Below are 17,315 nucleotides of genomic sequence, written 5' to 3' on the forward strand. Positions count from 1 at the left end.
CATGAAGTTGACGGCACGATGTGAGATCGACATCGCGGCCAACCTCATGATCGACGCGTGGTCCTGGTGGCCAGCGCCTGGCGGACCACGTGCGGGACGTAGTCGGGGCGAAGCGTGTCGGACCAGGTGAAGCGGAGGACGGTCCAGCCGGCGTTGGTCAGGCGGTTCTGGCGTCGTCGGTCCTCGAAGAGCGCACCGGGTGCACTGTGCGGATCCCGGCCGTCCGCCTCGGCGATCACCCGACCGGCCCGCCACCCCATGTCCCCCACACCGAGGAGGTATCCGTCGGCGTCGCGCACCTCGACCTGCAGGGCATCCGGTGGTACGCCGCCGTCGACGCACCGCAGCCGGGTACGCGTCTCGAGCGGCGACTGTGCCGCGCCGTTCGCCTCGGCCAGGCAGCGACGGGCGTGCACCGCACCTCGCCGGCGCACGAGCAGCGCGGGGATGGCACCGAGATCGTCCTCGCTGATCACCATGCGGTTGAGCGCCGAGTCGAGCAGGGCCACGGCGGCATACCGGCGCTCGCGGAGGACCAGGTCCGCGAGCGTGTGCGTGGGAACGGTCACCGGAATGCCGTCGACCGACGTCAGCGCCCCGGCCACACGCTCGAACTGATGCACGACCACGGCGGCATCCCGGACCCGGGTCGGCCTGGCCATACGCCCGGGTAGTCCGACGTGGATCGTCGCCGTGCGCGCCAGACCGGCGATCGCGTGGAGCTCGGCGGCGGTCGCCAGGACGGCGTGCGCCTCCGGCCCCAGGGACAGCACCGCGGCGCGGATCCGTCGACGTCGTTCGACCCGGGTTGCCTCCCCGGTCGCGCCGATGGCGTACGTCGCCCGAGCGAGCCGCCGCCACCGTCCCGAGGTCAGCAGGTTGTCGATCTCATGGCGGCTGAAGCCGGCCGACAACGCCTGCTCGCGGGTGACCACCCCGCCCTGCTCACCAGCGATCCGCTTGACCACCACCACGCGATCCACCCGTCGAGGGTCCCGCCCAGCCGGCCCCGACGAGACCCCCTGTGGACAACCCAACCCCACCCTGTGGACAACCCAACCCCTCCCTCCCGGGCCGCCCGCCCGCCCCTCGCCCCTTCGCCTCGTTGATCATGAAGTTAGCGGCGATGTGGATCTACAAAACAGCCGCCAACTTCATGATCAACGGCGCGGGGGCTCGGGGGTTGGGGGTGGGGTGGGGGTGGGGTGGGGTTAGGGAGGAGGGGGTGGCGGAGGACGTTTTCTTCTCGGCCTGGGCCTACTCCCACTACGCTCACCCGGGTGTTCGTGAGCTCCTCGATTCGGGCTATGTAGCGCCTTGCGTTCTCGGGGAGTTCGTCCTCGGTGCGGGCCTTGGTGATGTCTTCCCACCAGCCGTCGAGCTCTTCGTAGATCGGCGTGGCGTGGTGGAAGTCGGTCTGCGTCATCGGCATGTCGTCGAAACGCTCGCCGTTGATCTCGTACCCGACGCAGATCGGCACCTTGGCCAGGCCGGTCAGCACGTCCAGCTTGGTGACCACCAGGTCGGTCACGCCGTTCAGGCGGCACGCGTACCGGGCCACCACGGCGTCGAACCAACCGCAGCGGCGCTCCCGGCCGGTGGTGGTGCCGTACTCGTGGCCGACCTTGCGCAGGTGCTGCCCGTTGTCGTCGAACAGCTCGGTGGGGAACGGACCGGAACCGACCCGGGTGGTGTACGCCTTGCTCACCGCGATGACCTTGGTGATCGCGGTCGGCGGGATGCCCGCGCCCACGCACGCCCCACCGGCGGTCGGGTTCGACGAGGTGACGAACGGATAGGTGCCGTGGTCCATGTCGAGCATGGTGGCCTGGGCACCCTCCAGCAGCACCGTCTCGCCGCGGTCCAGCGCGTCCCAGAGCATCACCCGGGTCTCCGCGATGTACGGCCGCAGCCGCTCGGCGTACTGGAGGTATTCCTCGACGGTCTCCTCGACGTCGATCGCCTTACGGTTGTAGACCTTGAACAGGAGCTGGTTCTTCTCCCGGAGCGCCAGCTCCAGCTTCTTGCGCAGGATGCCCGGGTCGAGCAGGTCCTGCAGCCGGATGCCCATCCGGGCGACCTTGTCGCCGTAGGCCGGGCCGATGCCCCGGCCGGTGGTGCCGATCCGGGAGCTGCCCAGGTAGCGCTCGACCACCCGGTCCAGCGCCCGGTGGTGCGGCATGATCAGGTGCGCGTCGCCGGAGATGCGCAGGCGGGACACGTCCACGCCCCGCTCGGCGAGCCCGTCGATCTCCTGCAGCAGCACCTTCGGGTCGACCACCACGCCGTTGCCGATGACGATCATCGCGCTCGGAGAGAGCGCACCCGACGGCATCAGGTGAAGCGCGTACTTCTGGCCGTCCGGGGTGATCACCGTGTGACCGGCGTTGTTGCCGCCGGAGTAGCGCACGACGTAGTCGACCCGCTCACCCAGCAGGTCGGTAACCTTGCCCTTGCCCTCGTCGCCCCATTGGGCGCCGAGGAGCACGATCGCTGGCATCTTCTCCGCCTCCAGAAGGCTCGGGTGCCAGGTGGCGACCGGTCAGCGAGCCCGGGGTGTCAGGCTAACAAGTAGTGACGGCGGAACCGGCAGGGGTTCGTCGAGAAGCAGGAGGCTCCTTCGTGTACGACGTGGTGCTGCTCACCCTCGGCTCGGAGCGGGACGCTCCCGGTGGGGGCTGCGGCAGTGGCGGAGCCTGCTGCGGTGGCGCGGACGACACCGCCGCCACGCCCAACGCCGACCGCTGCGAGACGCCTCGCGTACCGGTGCTGGCCTGCGCGGACGCGCTCACCGCGCGGGGGGCGCGGGTGACCACGGTGACCGCCCGGTCGGACGCGGAGATCGACGAGGTGCTGGCCCGCCTCGACGGCCCACCCCGCGCCGACGGCCTCGCCTGGCCCGACGCCGACGGCAAGACCCGGCTGATCGTGGCCACGGCCAGTGACGGTCAGTTGCGCGCCGTGCTGCGCCGGCTGGTCCGGCGGTACGCTCCGCCGCCCAGCCGCCGCCCCGCCGACCTGGCCGAGAACCGGACGCTGCCCGACCTGCCGCCGGTCGGCGTACTCCCGTTGGACCCGGCCCGGGCCGGGACGGCGCGGGACCTGGCCGCGCAGCTCGGGCTGCCCCGCGACCCGGCGGCGGTGGCCGCGGCGGTGCTGGACGGCACGCCGCGCCGGCTCGACCTGCTGCGCAACGACGGCGGCTCGGTGACGCTGGACGGCGCGCTGCTCGGCGCGGCCGACGACGCCGGCCGGCCGCTGCACTGGCGGGCCCGGGTCGAGGTCGACGGCCGGGTGCTCAGCGACGGCAGCGAGCCGATCAGCGCCTGCGCGATCGGCAACGCCGGCGGGTACGCGCACCTCGGCGAGGTGGCCCTGCTGGCCGATCCGGACCCGGCGGACGGGCGGCTGGCGGTCGGCGTGGCCGTGCCCGTGGTCACCCGATCGGCGTTGGGCCGGAAGAAGGTCCGGCTCGAGGTACGCCGGGCCCGGGGCCGGGCGGTGGCGGTCGTGCCCCGCGACGAGAAGGTGCCGTTCCTCGACGACGGTGTCGAGGGCGAGTTGAGCCGGAAGCGGTCCTGGTGGACCGAGCCGGGGGCCTGGGCGGTCTGGACGGGCTGACCCCGATCGATCCGCACCCGGCTCGCCCGGCCGGCCGGACCGCCTATCCTCGGCGGGAGGGATGGGGAGGAACCGCGTGGTGCATGAGAACGACGACCGAACCCCCGTGCCGGGCCGACCGCAGGTGCCGGAGCGGGACGTCGAACCGCTCTGGCCGCCCGAGGAGATCGACGGCGTGGTAGCCGCCCCGCCGTGGGCGGCCCCGGCCCAGCCGGCCGTGCCGCCCTGGCCTCTCCCGCCGGGCGACGCCCCGGTGCCGTCCCCGCAGGCCGCCCCGGTGCCGTCGGCGCAGCCCGGTCCGGTGCCGCCGCACGCCGGTCCGGCATCGCCGCAGGCCGGTCCGATGCCACCGCAGGCCGTTCCGGCACCGCCGCCGCAGCCCCGCCCGATGCCGCCCCACACCGTGGCGGCACCGCCGCCGCGGGCCACGCCGGCACCGTCCCCGCAGGCCAGCCCGGTGCCGCCGCACGCCGGCCCGGCACCGTCCCCGCAGGCCAGCCCAGTGCCGCCGCAGGCCGGTCCGGCACCGTCCCCGCAGGCCAGCCCGGTGCCGCCGCAGGCCGGTCCGGCGCCTCACGCGGGCCGCCCGGGTGCCGGCGGGTCACCGCAGCCGCCGGTCGGCCTCGATCTTCCGTTCTCGCTCGACCAGCCGACACCGCCGGCCTTCGGCGACGCGCCGAGGACGACTCCCGTCGGCCCGGCCACCGCCTCCCCCGACACCCCGGTGACGGCGGTACCCGCCCCGGTGACCTCAGGCGGCGTCCACGGGACGGTCGCACCCGGCCCGGTGACCCCCGGCGTCGTCCCGGGGCCGGCCACACCCGGCCCGGCGGTGACGGGTGAGCGGGCGGTCGGCCCGGACACCGCCGCCGCTGCCGCCGGCAACGGTTCCGATGCCGCCGCGACGCCGCCGGCCGGTGTCGGTGACACCCCGCCGAACGGGCGCCCCGCGTCGCCGTGGGCACAGCCGCCGCAGCGCACCACGGTCGACACCGCCGGCTCGACGGATCCCGCCCCGGCCGCCGCGCTCGGAGCGCCGGCGTGGGCGGACGGCCAGACGTCGGCGGACGGTCCGCCACCGCTGGACGGCGGGACGTCGATCGGCACGGCACGGGTCGAGGGGCCGGGCGGCCCGGTCGAGGAGACGCCGCCCCGGCTCGGCCCGTTCCCGCCGTCGCCGGGCGTGCCGATGCAGCAGCCGCCCTACGGCAACGGCACGGCCTACCCGCCGGTCGCCTATCCGCCGCAGCCGGGCGCGGTGCCGCAGCCGGGCGCGACGGCTCAGCCGGGCGCCTATCCGCCGCAGCCGGGCGCGGCGGCTCAGCCGGGCGCGGCGGCTCAGCCGGGCTGGTATCCACCCGGATGGCCGCACCAGCCCGGGTCACCCCAGCCAGGCGACCCGGCGCCACAGACCGGACCGAGCCCGCACCACGGACCGGCACCCCACCACGGACCGGCACCACAGGCCGGACCGATCCCGCACCACGGGCCGGCACCGCAGGCCGCGCAGGCCGGAGCGGCGCAACCGCCGCAGGCGTCCGCCGTCCCGCCGTCCCAGTCGCCCGCGCTGCCACCCGGGGTGTACCCGGAGCCGGGCTGGACGCCGCAGCAGGCGGTCCCCCCGACCGCGGAGGACTTCGCCCGGCGACGTCAGGCCCGGCCGGTCGACCCGGTGGCCACCATGGGCGTACGCGCGGTCGTCAACCGGATGGGGCTGGTCCGGCTCGCGCCCGGTCGCCACGAGCAGGAGATGAAGCGCGACATCGAGATGGTCCGCCGCAACTTCGGCGGGCTGCGTCAGGTGACCGTGGTCAACCCCAAGGGCGGGGCCGGCAAGACGGTGGCCATCCTGCTGCTCGCCATGACGTTCGGCCAGAAGCGCGGTGGGTACGTGCTGGCCTGGGACAACAACGAGACCCAGGGCACCCTCGGGATGCGGGCGCAGCAGGACTTCCACGCCCGCACGGTGCGCGACATGCTGCGCGACCTGGGCCAGTTCCAGGGCGCGCACGGGCGGGTCGGTGACCTGTCGCAGTACGTCCGCTCGCAGGGCGAGGGGATGTTCGACGTGCTCGCCTCGGACGAGTCGGCGACCGGCGGCGAGATGCTGACCGCCGCCGCGTTCGCGGAGATCCGGGACGTGGTCAGCCGCTTCTACAAGTTGATCTTCGTGGACACCGGGAACAACGTCCGGGCGCAGAACTGGCAGGCCGCCATGGACGCGACCGACCAGTTGGTGGTGACCATGTCGGCGCGGAACGACTCGGCCGAGACGGCCGCCCGGATGCTCGACCACCTGGAGCAGAGCGGCCGGCAGCGGCTGGTCCGGCAGGCGGTCACGGTGGTCTCGATGCCGCCGTCCCGCAAGGAGATCGACCTGCCGGCCATCCAGGCGCACTTCGCCGCCCGCACCCGGGCGGTGCTGCTGGCGCCGTACGAGCGGCTCATCGACACCGGGGAGCCGCTGCGGTACGGCCAGCTCTCCGCCGCCACCCGGGACGCCTGGTTGAAGATCGCCGCGTCGGTGGCGGAAGGGCTGTAGGACGGCACGACGGCCGGCCCGCTCGGGCCGGCCGTCGCCGGTCGGGTCAGTCGCTGGCCAGCGCGTCCCCGGCCGCCGGGTCGCAGTCGCGGAGGAACTGGGCGCAGCGGGCCGCCTCGTCCGCCTCGCCGATCTCGCCGGCGGCCCGGGACAGCACGTAGAGGCAGCGGAGGAAGCCCTGGTTGGGCGCGTGCGACCAGGGCACCGGGCCGTGCCCCTTCCAGCCGCTGCGGCGAAGCTGGTCCAGGCCGCGGTGGTAGCCGGTGCGGGCGTACGCGTACGCCGGGACCACCTGATCCGTGGCGAGCGCGCGGCCGGCCAGCGCCGCCCAGCCCGCGCTGTAGGTCGGGAAGCGGGCCGCGACCTCGGCGTACGCCTCGTCGGTGCCCTGCTCGGCCGCGGCGGCGAGCGCGGCGTCGGCCTCCTCGGAGACGGGGAGCAGGGTGGCCGGTGGCTCAGGCAACAGGTTCTGCATCGCCCCATTCAACCCGCTTCGCCCCCGACCGCGCGAGGGGGTCCGGCCGGCCTGTCGGCTGAACGGCTGAGGGTTTCGTCACGCCTGCGGCGGGACGACGCGTACCCGCGGCCCATGCCGCCGCGGTGGTTCTTGCACTACAAATACAGATCCGGAGCCTCCCCAGGAACCGGTTACGCAGAAGCCCGGCGGCGTGCCCGCCGGGCTTCTGTGCGCGGAGTTGCCACGTGGGGGCAGGATGATCTGGTGCCGACCCCACCACCCGCGGACGTCATCGAGCCGCACGACACCAGCATCGACGAGATCGAGACCCGGGCCGAGTTCGACCGGCGACTCGCCGAGGGGACCCTCGCCGGCCTGACCGTGCAGGGCCTCCGCCTCGACCTGGACCCGGTCCCCGACCTGCGCGACGTCGACGTCGCCGGCACCCTCTTCGTGGGCTGCCGGTTCACCGACCGGGAGGTGGGCGCGGACCTGGTCCGCCGGGGCGCCAACGTGGTCCCGCCGTTCTCCGGGCTGCCCTACCCCACCCAGCCGTCCCACCTCTACACCGCCGACGACCTGGCCGCCGGCTTCGCCGAGGGCGGGTTCACCCAGATGTACGACACCCGGGTGTACGCGCACTTCCGGGCGCATGGCGGCGCGCTGCCCGACGTCCGCGAGGCGCTCGGTCAGCGGCTGCACGACCACGGCGTGGACAACGCGCTCGCCGACGCCACCCGCTCGTGGCTGGCCGTGCACGGGCCGCAGTCCGTGGTGGGCGTGATGGGCGGGCACGCGGTGCCGCGCGGCAGCGCCGCGTACCGGATGGCGGCGGTGCTGGGCTGGGAGCTGGCGCGGGCCGACCGCCTGGTGGTGACCGGCGGCGGTCCGGGCGTGATGGAGGCGGCGAACCTGGGTGCGTTCCTCGCGGCCTGGCCGGCCGAGGAGCTGTCCGCGGCGATCGACGTGCTGGCCGCCGCGCCCGACTTCACCGACCACGACCGCTACACGGCGGCGGCGCTGGCGGTGCGCAAGCGGTACGCGGACGGTCCGTCGCTGCCCACGCCCCGCCCGGCGGCGCCCGGCACCGAGTGGGCCCGCTCCGGCGGCCTGGCGATCCCCACCTGGCTGTACGGCCACGAGCCGGCGAACCTGTTCGCCGGCCGGATCGCGAAGTACTTCTCCAACGCCATCCGGGAGGACACCATCCTGCGGCTGGCCCGGGGCGGGATCGTGTTCGCGCCGGGGCGGGCCGGCACGGTGCAGGAGGTGTTCCAGGCGGCCACCAAGACGTTCTACGGCACCGACGGGGCCAGCGGCGCGTACGTCTTCCTGGACCGGGCCTTCTGGACCACCGAGCTGCCGGTGGAGTCGCTGCTGAGGCCGCTGTTCGCGGCGTCCCCGTTCGGCGACCTGTCCCGGACGATCCACCTCACCGACGACGTCCGTGAGGCGGTCGCCCTCCTGGTGCCGTGAAAGGCGGGGCCCCCGCTTAACGCCTCCGGTAGAGGCAGGGCCCCCGGTTAACTAACGCGTTAACCGGGGGCCCCGCCTTACCCGCGAAGCGGGTCACTTCATCCGGGTGCCGGTGGAACGCAGGTGCTCGCAGGCCTCGACCACGCGGGCGGCCAGGCCGGCCTCGGCCAGCTTGCCCCACGCCCGCGGGTCGTACTGCTTCTTGTTGCCGACCTCGCCGTCGATCTTGAGTACGCCGTCGTAGTTGCGCAGCATGTGGTCCGCGACCGGGCGGGTGAAGGCGTACTGGGTGTCGGTGTCGATGTTCATCTTCACCACGCCGTAGTCCAGCGCCTCCCGGATCTCCTCCAGCAGCGAGCCGGAGCCGCCGTGGAAGACCAGGCTGAGCGGCTTGTCCTTGCCGTACTTGGCGCCGACCGCGTCCTGGATCTGCTTGAGCACCTCGGGGCGCAGCTTGACGTTGCCCGGCTTGTAGACGCCGTGCACGTTGCCGAAGGTCAGCGCCGCCATGTAGCGACCCTTCTCGCCCAGGCCGAGCGCCTCGACCATGGCCAGGCCGTCGTCCACGGTGGTGTAGAGCTTGTCGTTGATGGCGTTCTCGACGCCGTCCTCCTCGCCACCGACGACGCCGACCTCGATCTCCAGGACGATCTTGCCCTTGGCGGCCTCGGCGAGGAGCTGCTCGGCGATCTCCAGGTTCTCCGCCACCGGCACGGCCGAGCCGTCCCACATGTGCGACTGGAACAGCGGCTCCTGGCCGTTCTTGACCCGCTCCTGCGAGATGGCCATCAGCGGCCGGACGAACTTGTCCAGCTTGTCCTTCGGGCAGTGGTCGGTGTGCAGCGCGATGTTCACCGGGTACTTCTTGGCCACCTCGTGCGCGTAGGCGGCGAACGCCGTCGCGCCGGTCACCATGTCCTTGATCGACGGACCGGACAGGTATTCCGCGCCGCCGGTCGAGACCTGGACGATGCCGTCGCTCTCCGCGTCGGCGAAGCCCTTGAGCGCCGCGTTCAGCGTCTGGGAGGAGGTCACGTTGATCGCGGGGTACGCGTACCGGCCGGCCTTGGCCCGGTCCAGCATCTCCGCGTAAGCCTCGGGGGAAGCGATGGGCATGTCGAACGCTCCTTACTTACCGCTCTCGGCCGTGCAGGCCGCCGTCTTCCATCGGGTGCGCCGGACCGCGCTGTCCACCGCGGGAAGTATCCCGTAGGAGCGAACGCGGGGCACAACCGACCCGGGCACCGCTCACCGCTCCTCCAGGCTGTCCGGCACGGCGACGCTGATCAGCCAGCTCACCACCGACACCACGATGGCGCCCCAGAACGCGGCCCAGAAGCCGTCGACGTGGAACGGCAGCTTCAACACGCCGGCGATCCAGTCGGTGAGCAGGAACAGCAGGGCGTTCACGACGAGCGCGAACAGACCGAGCGTGAGCAGGTAGAACACGCAGCCGAACACCTTGATGAGCGGCTTGAGCACCGCGTTGACCACGCCGAAGACGAGCGCCACCAGGATCAGGGTGAACACGGTGTTGCCGCCGTTGCGGCCGGTCACCTCCACGCCGGGCACGATCAGCGTCGCGATCCACAGTGCGACCGCGGTGATCGCCAACCGGATCAGGAAGCCCACGTCCCCATCCTGGCACCGGCCGTGCGCCGGGGAGGGGACAATCGCCGACTCCGCCGTTCGCCCGGCTCCGAGCGGTGGCCCCGACCAGCCCGTACGGTGGTGGCAGACGCCCGCACGAGACGCAGGGAGGGACGATGGGACAGCCCGACGAGGACTTCACCCCGAGCGACCACCTCGCTCCGGAGGAGCGGGACCTGGAGGCGGAGCCGGCCGACGCGGTCGAGCAGGCCGCCACGGTGGGTGACGACACCGACGGGGAACCGCACCGGGGCCTGGAGGTCGACGACTGGGACGCCATGGAGCAGGCCCGGGTGGTCGCCGCCGAGGAGGACGACTACCGCTGACCTGGCCGGCCGGTGGTGTGTTGATCATCCGTTCGGTCAATGTTCGGCCGACGGGCGAGCGGGGTGACTTAAGGAATCCTTAAGATCCACGGGCTCCACCTGATCACCCCCACGGGAGGACCCCCCTCATGCTCAGCAACTCCACCCGGCGTTGGCTCGCCGGGTTGGGCGTCGCAGGCGCGTTCGTCGCCGCCTCCGCCACCCCCGCCGTCGCCGGCGGATCCCAGATCAAGCTGGGCCTCTACTTCAGCGATACCACGATCGCCACGAACTCGGACGGCAAGATCGGGGACACCCGGATCTTCAGCTCCGCCCCGACGGTGCTGCACGACGTCGCCGTCCGCTACGACTTCTCCGACCTGGCCGGCAAGGTGACCGTCGGCGAGGAGTCCGGCAGCGACTGCAGCACGCCGTCGGAGTACGTGCTGCTCTGCACCAACCCGTTCGACGTCGAGGTCTACGAGTGGGGCTCGACCGGGTTCTTCGACGTGCAGCTCAAGGCCACCGACAAGGCGAAGGACGGCGACGCCGGCACGCTGAAGGTGACCATGACCGCGGCCGGCCGCGAGCCGGTCTCGCACGACGCGAAGATCCGGGTCGGTGAGGGCGTCGACCTGGCCGCCGGTCCCGAGACGAAGACGTCGGTCGCGCCGGGTGGCGCCTTCACCGCCGCGGCGACCGTCAGCAACGCGGGCGAGACTTCCGCCGAGGGCGCCGTCGCGGTCTTCTACAACGACTACGGCCTCAACGCGGCCAAGCACTTCTCCAACTGCACCTACGCGGGCGACGAGCTGCGCACCTGCGCGTTCGACGAGGAACTGCCCTCGGGCAGCACCTTCAGCGCGTCGCTGCCGTACGTCCTCGGCGCGGACACCTACGCCCCGAGTTCCAAGTACGGCGAGATCATCTGGATGACCCCGGCCGAGTTCGAGGACTTCCAGAAGGACGTGGGCTTCTACCAGGAGACCATCGGCAAGCCGGGCACCGACGGCGAGCTGGCCCTCACCCTGGTCCCCGGCAAGGCGACCGCCCAGCGTTTCCAGGCCGACCGTCGGCCGGAGAACAACGGCACGATCATGACGGTGACGGCGACCGGCAAGAACGGCACCGACCTCGAGGCCCTCGGCGCCTCGGTGACCGGCAAGGCCGGCGCCACGGTGAAGGCGGCCTTCGGGCTGCGTAACAACGGCCCGGCGACGCTCGACTACAACCGGTCGGGCAGCTCGGTCACCTACCTGAGCTTCGACGTGCCGCAGGGCACGACGGCGGTCGCCGTGCCGGAGAACTGCATCACCAGGAACGGCGACGAGTGGGGCGAGCCGGGCGAGCCGGGCAAGCGCCACTACTTCTGCTACTTCGACAGCGTGCTGAAGGCCGGCGACTCGGCGATGCTGGACTTCTCGCTCCGGATCGACAAGGTGGTCGCCAACGCGACCGGGCCGGTGAAGATCAACGTCACCTGCCAGTGCGACGGCGGCTTCACCCGTGACCTGAAGCCGGCCAACGACACCGCCGCGGTCGTCGTCAACGCCGCCGCGGGCGGCGACGGCGGCCAGGGTGGCGGTGACGGCGGCACGCTGCCGATCACCGGTTCCTCCACCGGCCTGATCGCCGGCATCGGCGCGCTGCTGCTGGCCGGCGGCGCCGCCGGCTACGTGGTCTCCCGCCGCCGCAGGACCCGCTTCGTCGCCTGACCGAACGACACCGGGTGCCCCGTCGACCACACCGGTCGGCGGGGCACCGCCATATCCGGGCTCCCCCGGAAACCCCCACGACACGACGGCAAAGATCAAGGAACATCAACCAGGTGCTGCTGACCCTCACCACGACCCACCACCCCGCGACCGACCTCGGCCACCTCCTCGTCAAGCACCCGGACCGCGTGCAGAGCTTCGACCTGCCCACCGGTGCCGCGCACGTGTTCTACCCCGAGGCGGACGAGGCGCGGTGCACGGCGGCGCTGCTGGTCGAGGTGGATCCGCTGAAGCTGGGTGGGGGCCGGGGCCGCCGGCAGTCGAGCGCCCCGGAGGGCTTCACCCTCGGGCAGTACGTCAACGACCGCCCGTACGCGGCCTCCAGCCTGCTCTCGTCGGCGCTGGCCAAGGTGTTCCGCTCGGCGCTGCGCGGCGAGTCCCGGGACCGGCCCGAGCTGGCCGCCACCGCGATCCCGCTGACCGTCCGGGTGCCGGTGCTGCGCTGCCGCGGCGGCGCCGACCTGGCGGTACGGGTCTTCGCCCCGCTCGGCTGGACCGTGACGGCCACCCCGATCCCGCTCGACGAGGCGTACCCGGAGTGGGGTGACAGCCGCTACGTCGACCTGACGCTGAGCGGGACGCTGCGGCTCGCCGACGCCCTCAACCACCTGTACGTGCTGCTGCCGGTGCTGGACGACGCCAAGCACTACTGGGTCGCCCCGGACGAGGTGGACAAGCTGCTGCGGGCCGGCTCCGGCTGGCTGGCCGGTCACCCGGAGCGCGCTCTGATCATCCGCCGTTACCTGGCGCACCGCCGGGCCCTGGCCGGCGCGGCCCTGGCCCGCCTGACCGCGCTGCGCCCGGACGACGAGCCGCCCACCGACGACAGCGTCGATCCGGCCGCCGACGGCGCCGGAACCACGGCGGCGCACCGGGCCCCGCTGGCGGTGCTCAGGCGCGAGGCGGTGCTCACCGCGCTGCGGGACTCGGGCGCGCGCCGGGTGCTGGACCTGGGTTGCGGCGGTGGCGCGCTGCTCACCGCGCTGGTGGCCGACCGACGGTTCACCGAGGTGGTGGGCGTCGACGTGGCCGACCGGTCGCTCGCCCTGGCGGCGCGACGGCTGCGGCTGGACCGGCTGCCGGAGCGGCAGCGGGAGCGGATCCGGTTGCGCCAGTCGGCGCTGACCTACCGGGACGACCGGCTGCGCGGCTACGACGCGGCGGTGCTCATGGAGGTGGTCGAGCACCTCGACCCGCCCCGGCTGCCGGCGCTCCAGGACGCGGTGTTCGGTCACGCCCGGCCCGGCACGGTGGTGGTGACCACCCCGAACGTGGAGTACAACGTCCGCTACGAGGGGCTCGGGCCGGGCCGGTTCCGGCACGCCGACCACCGGTTCGAGTGGACCCGGGCGGAGTTCGCCGCCTGGGTGGAGCGGGTGGCGGCGACCCATGGCTACACGGCCACGATCACCGGTGTCGGCGACGCCGACCCGGAGGTGGGCACCCCGACCCAGATGGCGGTGCTCACCCGCGACGACCGGAACGAGGAGACGGACCGATGACCGTGCTGGACATTCCCGAGCTGGCGCTGGTGGCGCTGGTCGGCGTCTCCGGCGCCGGCAAGTCGACGTTCGCCCGCCGGCACTTCGCGCCCAGCCAGGTGCTCTCCTCGGACATGTTCCGTGGGCTGGTCGCCGACGACGAGAACGACCAGGCCGCGTCCGCCGACGCGTTCGACGCGCTGCACCACGTGGCCGGCATCCGGCTGCGGCGGGGACGGCTGACCGTGGTGGACGCGACGAACCTCCAGTCGCACGCCCGGGCCGGGCTGATCCGGGTGGCCCGGGAGCACGACGTGCTGCCGGTGGCGATCGTGCTGGACGTGCCGGAGGCGGTGGCCTGGGAGCGCACCGAGGCACGCGCCGACCGCACCCACGGCCGGCCGGTGCTCACCCGGATGCGGCGTGACCTGCGGCAGTCGTACGGGCGGCTGGCCCGGGAGGGCTTCCGCAAGGTGCACGTGCTGCGCGGGGTGGAGGAGATCGACGCCGCCGAGGTCCGCTACGAGAAGCTGTTCAACGACCGGCGGGAGCTGACCGGCCCGTTCGACGTGGTCGGCGACGTGCACGGCTGCCGAGCCGAGTTGGAGGCGCTGCTGTCCCGGCTCGGCTGGGCACTGCGCCGCGACGACGCCGGCCGCCCGGTGGACGCGACGCACCCCGCCGGGCGTACCGCGGTCTTCGTCGGTGACCTGGTGGACCGCGGCCCGGACTCGCCCGGCGTGCTCCGCCTGGTGATGGGCATGGTGGCGGCCGGCCACGCGATCTGCGTGCCGGGCAACCACGAGCAGAAGCTGCTGCGCAAGCTGCGCGGCCGGGACGTGCGGCTCACCCACGGCCTGGCCGAGACGATGGCGCAGCTCGCCACGGAGCCGGCGGAGTTCGTCGCCGAGGCGGAGACGTTCATCGACGGCCTGGTCAGCCACTACGTGCTGGACGGCGGCCGGCTGGTGGTGGCGCACGCCGGGCTCAAGGAGGCCTACCACGGCCGGGCGTCCGGTCGGGTGCGGTCGTTCGCGCTCTACGGCGAGACGACCGGCGAGACCGACGAGTACGGCCTGCCGGTGCGCTACCCGTGGGCGCGCGACTACCGGGGCTCGGCCATGGTCGTGTACGGGCACACCCCGACGCCGGAGCCGGAGTGGGTCAACAACACCATCTGCCTGGACACCGGTTGCGTGTTCGGTGGCACGCTGACCGCGCTGCGCTACCCGGAGAAGGAGCTGGTGGCGGTGCCGGCCGAGCGGGAGTGGTACGCCCCGGCCCGCCCGCTGGTCCCGCCGGCCCCGACGCGGCCGGACACCGTGCTGGACCTGGCCGACGTGACCGGGCGCCGGCACCTCACCCACGCGTACGGGTCGCTGACCGTGCCGGCGGAGAACGCCGCCGCCGCGCTGGAGGTGATGAGCCGCTTCGCCGTCGACCCGGGTCGGCTGGTGTGGCTCCCGCCGACCATGGCGCCCTGCTCGACGTCGACCGTCGAGGGGTTCCTGGAGCATCCGGCGGAGGCGTTCGCCGACTACCGCGCGGCCGGCGTGGAGCGGGTGGTCTGCGAGGAGAAGCACATGGGCTCGCGGGCCGTGGTGCTGGTGGAGCGGGAGCCGGGCCGGTTCGGCGGCGGCGTCGTGCACACCCGTACCGGTCGGCAGTTCTTCGGCTCGCCGCTGGACGAGGAGCTGCTGGCCCGGGTCCACGCGGCGGTCACCACGGCCGGTCTGTGGGCCGAGCTGGACACCGACTGGCTGCTGCTCGACGCGGAGCTGCTGCCCTGGTCGGCGAAGGCGGGCGGGTTGATCCGCGAGCAGTACGCAGGCGTCGGCGCGGCCGGCCGGGCGGCGCTGCCCGCGGTGCTGGCCACGGTGGACGCCGCCGCCGGGCGAGGGCTGCCGGTGGACGGGTTGCGGGCCCGGATGGCCGACCGGGCGGCCGAGGTGGGCGCGTACTCGGCGGCCTACCGGGCGTACGTCGGGCCGACCGACGGGCTGCGCGGGGTGACGCTGGCGCCGTTCGCGGTGCTGGCCGGCGCCGGGGCGAGTTACGCGGACCGCGACCACGGCTGGCACCTGGCGCTGGCGGACCGGCTCCGGGCGGCCGACCCGGAGTTCGTCACGCCGACCCGGCGGATGGTGGTGGAGCTGGCCGACGAGGCGGCGGTGGCCGCGGCGACGGACTGGTGGCTGGCGCTGACCGCCGCCGGCGGCGAGGGCATGGTGGTCAAGCCGTACGCCGGCCTGTCCGCCCGTTCGCCGAAGGGTTCGCTGCTCCAGCCGGGGATCAAGTGCCGTGGCCGGGAGTACCTGCGGATCATCTACGGCCCCGGCTACACCGAGCCGGCGCAGCTCGCCGCGCTGCGGCGACGCTCGCTGGGCCGCAAGCGCGGGCTGGCCCTGCGCGAGCACGGTCTGGGCCTGGCCGCGCTGGACGCGCTGGCCGAGGACGCCCCGCTCTGGCGTCGCCACGAGCTGGTCTTCGCGATTCTCGCCTGCGAGTCCGAGCCGGTCGACCCGCGCCTGTGACGAGGTGGCCCGGTCCGCCGCGAGGCCGGACCGGGCCCGGGTACCCTTTGTGGCCGTGGACACAGCAGAGAAGACCCGGATGATCTCCGAGAACGTGGCGTTGAACCCGCTGGATCCGAAGGATCTCATCCACACCTTCGGGATGATCGGCGTCTGGGCGATCCTGTTCGCCGAGACCGGTCTGCTGGTCGGCTTCTTCTTCCCGGGCGACTCACTGCTCTTCCTGGCCGGGGTGGCCGCCTCCCCGGTGGCCGACGCCATCTTCGGTGACGGCACCCGACTCTCGCTGGCCGGTCTGATGATCGGCGGCCCGATCTGCGCCATCGCCGGCGCCCAGCTCGGGCACTGGCTCGGTGCCCGCTACGGCCGGCGCATGTTCGACAAGCCCAACTCCCGCCTGTTCAAGCGGGAGTACGTGGCGAAGGCGGAGCACTACTTCCAGAAGTTCGGCCCGGCCAAGGCCGTGGTGCTGGCCCGGTTCATCCCGATCGTGCGGACGTTCCTGAACCCGGTGGCCGGGGTGCTCGGCATGCCGGCCCGGCAGTTCTTCGTGTGGAACGTGGTCGGCGCGGTCCTCTGGGTGGACGGCATCCTGCTGATCGGCTACCTGCTGGCGCGCCAGATCTACGACGCCATCGGCGACAAGATCGACCGGTACATCCTGCCGGTGGTCGCGCTGATCATCCTGATCTCGGTGCTGCCGATCTTCTTCGAGTTCCTCCGCGACCGGAGGGCGCGCAAGCGCGGCGAGGCGGTCGCGGTGATCGCCGCCGCGACCGCGGCGGGTGCGGTGGACGCGGCCCGGGACGCCGTCGACGGTGACGACCACCCGCACGGGCACGGCGGCCAGCACCGCCGCTGACCGGCACGGACGCCGAAGGCCGGCCCCCGGACGGGGACCGGCCTTCATGCGTGACATGTCGGGCGACGGCAGTCGTCACCCGTTGCGGCCGATGGCGCCACCCCTCGCACGCCACCGGTCACACCCGTCCGGTTCGGACGGCCCGCCGGGTTCGGCGCGCGTGCCATCGCGCCGTGGCCTCGACCGGCCGGCCCGTCTGTGGACGGGCGGTGACGTCAGCGAGCCTTCTTGGTGGCCCGCTTCCGCGGCGGAGTGAGCAGATCCGCGATCGTGGCGATCGCGGTCGGCACCAGCCGGTAGTACGCCCAGACCCCGCGCTTCTCCCGCTCCAGCAAGCCGGCTTCGGTGAGGATACGCAGGTGGTGGCTGACCGTCGGCTGCGAGAGGCCGAGCGGCGCGGTGAGGTCACACACGCACGCCTCCCCCTCGGGAGCCGACTGGATCAGGCTGAGCAGCCGCAGCCGGGCGGGGTCGGCGAGGGCCTTGAGGACCCCCGCGAGCCGCTCGGCATCGGCGCGTTCGATCGGCTCGCCGGCAAGCGGCGAGATCTGAGGCATGGTCATTTCAGCCAACGCAGTTCCCACGTATTCCATCCTTCCACCAGCAGCATCG

At 73.3% G+C, this 17,315-nt stretch carries 13 protein-coding genes and 1 pseudogene; 8 read left to right on the forward strand and 6 right to left on the reverse strand.

Annotated features, from left to right (window positions below):
- Positions 1–44: 44 nt before the first annotated feature.
- Together H1D33_RS23280 and H1D33_RS23285 are read right to left on the reverse strand one after the other, a co-directional pair.
- Positions 45–983 carry a type IV toxin-antitoxin system AbiEi family antitoxin domain-containing protein gene (locus tag H1D33_RS23280; RefSeq protein WP_246411914.1) on the reverse strand — a complete coding sequence of 313 codons (939 nt, stop codon included), beginning with the start codon at positions 981–983 and terminating at the stop codon, positions 45–47.
- Positions 984–1,213: 230 nt separating this feature from the next.
- Positions 1,214–2,500: pseudogene (locus H1D33_RS23285) on the reverse strand (adenylosuccinate synthase); the annotation flags it as partial.
- A gap of 122 nt (positions 2,501–2,622) precedes the next feature.
- Between H1D33_RS23285 and H1D33_RS23290 the strand changes: the two are divergent.
- Together H1D33_RS23290 and H1D33_RS23295 are read left to right on the forward strand one after the other, a co-directional pair.
- Positions 2,623–3,621, forward strand: coding sequence for a diacylglycerol kinase family protein (locus H1D33_RS23290; protein ID WP_181571133.1), 999 nt, complete (start codon positions 2,623–2,625; stop codon positions 3,619–3,621).
- An 832-nt stretch (positions 3,622–4,453) separates the two neighbouring features.
- The gene (locus tag H1D33_RS23295) at positions 4,454–6,163 is read left to right on the forward strand and encodes a MinD/ParA family ATP-binding protein (RefSeq protein ID WP_414685437.1); all 1,710 of its coding nucleotides are present in this window, start codon (positions 4,454–4,456) and stop codon (positions 6,161–6,163) included.
- A 46-nt stretch (positions 6,164–6,209) separates the two neighbouring features.
- On the opposite strand, the gene H1D33_RS23300 is transcribed toward H1D33_RS23295, so the two are convergent.
- Positions 6,210–6,638: a DUF3151 domain-containing protein gene (locus H1D33_RS23300; RefSeq protein WP_181571131.1), complete on the reverse strand. Its 429-nt coding sequence runs from the start codon at positions 6,636–6,638 to the stop codon at positions 6,210–6,212.
- 246 nt (positions 6,639–6,884) lie between these two features.
- On the opposite strand from H1D33_RS23300, the gene H1D33_RS23305 reads away from it, so the two are divergent.
- Positions 6,885–8,096, forward strand: coding sequence for an LOG family protein (locus H1D33_RS23305; protein WP_181571130.1), 1,212 nt, complete (start codon positions 6,885–6,887; stop codon positions 8,094–8,096).
- Positions 8,097–8,189: 93 nt separating this feature from the next.
- Here the strand turns inward: H1D33_RS23305 and fbaA are convergent, their stop codons facing one another.
- Together fbaA and H1D33_RS23315 are read right to left on the reverse strand one after the other, a co-directional pair.
- Positions 8,190–9,212, reverse strand: a complete 1,023-nt coding sequence (gene fbaA / locus H1D33_RS23310; protein ID WP_181571129.1) for a class II fructose-bisphosphate aldolase — start codon at positions 9,210–9,212, stop codon at positions 8,190–8,192.
- A gap of 132 nt (positions 9,213–9,344) precedes the next feature.
- Positions 9,345–9,728, reverse strand: a complete 384-nt coding sequence (locus tag H1D33_RS23315; protein ID WP_181571128.1) for a phage holin family protein — start codon at positions 9,726–9,728, stop codon at positions 9,345–9,347.
- 134 nt (positions 9,729–9,862) lie between these two features.
- Here H1D33_RS23315 and H1D33_RS23320 point away from each other — a divergent pair, with 134 nt between their 5' ends.
- The 5 genes from H1D33_RS23320 (at position 9,863) to H1D33_RS23340 (ending at position 16,703) form a co-directional block, all read left to right on the forward strand.
- Entirely contained in the window at positions 9,863–10,072 is a 210-nt protein-coding gene (locus H1D33_RS23320; protein WP_181571127.1) for a hypothetical protein, read from the forward strand.
- A gap of 128 nt (positions 10,073–10,200) precedes the next feature.
- A complete protein-coding gene (locus H1D33_RS23325; protein ID WP_181571126.1) occupies positions 10,201–11,766 on the forward strand; it encodes an LPXTG cell wall anchor domain-containing protein in 1,566 nt (521 codons plus the stop codon).
- Between the two features lie 113 nt (positions 11,767–11,879).
- Entirely contained in the window at positions 11,880–13,328 is a 1,449-nt protein-coding gene (locus H1D33_RS23330) for a 3' terminal RNA ribose 2'-O-methyltransferase Hen1 (protein ID WP_181571125.1), read from the forward strand.
- Positions 13,325–15,841, forward strand: a complete 2,517-nt coding sequence (locus tag H1D33_RS23335) for a polynucleotide kinase-phosphatase (RefSeq protein ID WP_181571124.1) — start codon at positions 13,325–13,327, stop codon at positions 15,839–15,841. Before H1D33_RS23330 ends, H1D33_RS23335 begins: the two co-directional genes overlap by 4 nt.
- Before the next feature lie 79 nt (positions 15,842–15,920).
- A complete protein-coding gene (locus tag H1D33_RS23340; protein WP_181572617.1) occupies positions 15,921–16,703 on the forward strand; it encodes a DedA family protein in 783 nt (260 codons plus the stop codon).
- Between the two features lie 215 nt (positions 16,704–16,918).
- On the opposite strand, the gene H1D33_RS23345 is transcribed toward H1D33_RS23340, so the two are convergent.
- Entirely contained in the window at positions 16,919–17,296 is a 378-nt protein-coding gene (locus H1D33_RS23345; protein ID WP_007073957.1) for an ArsR/SmtB family transcription factor, read from the reverse strand.
- Positions 17,297–17,315: the final 19 nt, after the last annotated feature.

Origin of the sequence: Micromonospora ferruginea (assembly GCF_013694245.2) — a bacterium.
GTDB lineage: Bacteria > Actinomycetota > Actinomycetes > Mycobacteriales > Micromonosporaceae > Micromonospora > Micromonospora robiginosa.

Coding starts and splice junctions, on each gene's coding strand:
- H1D33_RS23300 (WP_181571131.1), bottom strand. CDS start 6,638: ATGCAGAACCTGTTGCCTGAGCCACCGGCCACCCTGCTCCCCGTCTCC.
- fbaA (WP_181571129.1), bottom strand. CDS start 9,212: ATGCCCATCGCTTCCCCCGAGGCTTACGCGGAGATGCTGGACCGGGCC.
- H1D33_RS23320 (WP_181571127.1), top strand. CDS start 9,863: ATGGGACAGCCCGACGAGGACTTCACCCCGAGCGACCACCTCGCTCCG.
- H1D33_RS23325 (WP_181571126.1), top strand. CDS start 10,201: ATGCTCAGCAACTCCACCCGGCGTTGGCTCGCCGGGTTGGGCGTCGCA.
- H1D33_RS23335 (WP_181571124.1), top strand. CDS start 13,325: ATGACCGTGCTGGACATTCCCGAGCTGGCGCTGGTGGCGCTGGTCGGC.
- H1D33_RS23340 (WP_181572617.1), top strand. CDS start 15,921: ATGATCTCCGAGAACGTGGCGTTGAACCCGCTGGATCCGAAGGATCTC.
- H1D33_RS23345 (WP_007073957.1), bottom strand. CDS start 17,296: ATGGAATACGTGGGAACTGCGTTGGCTGAAATGACCATGCCTCAGATC.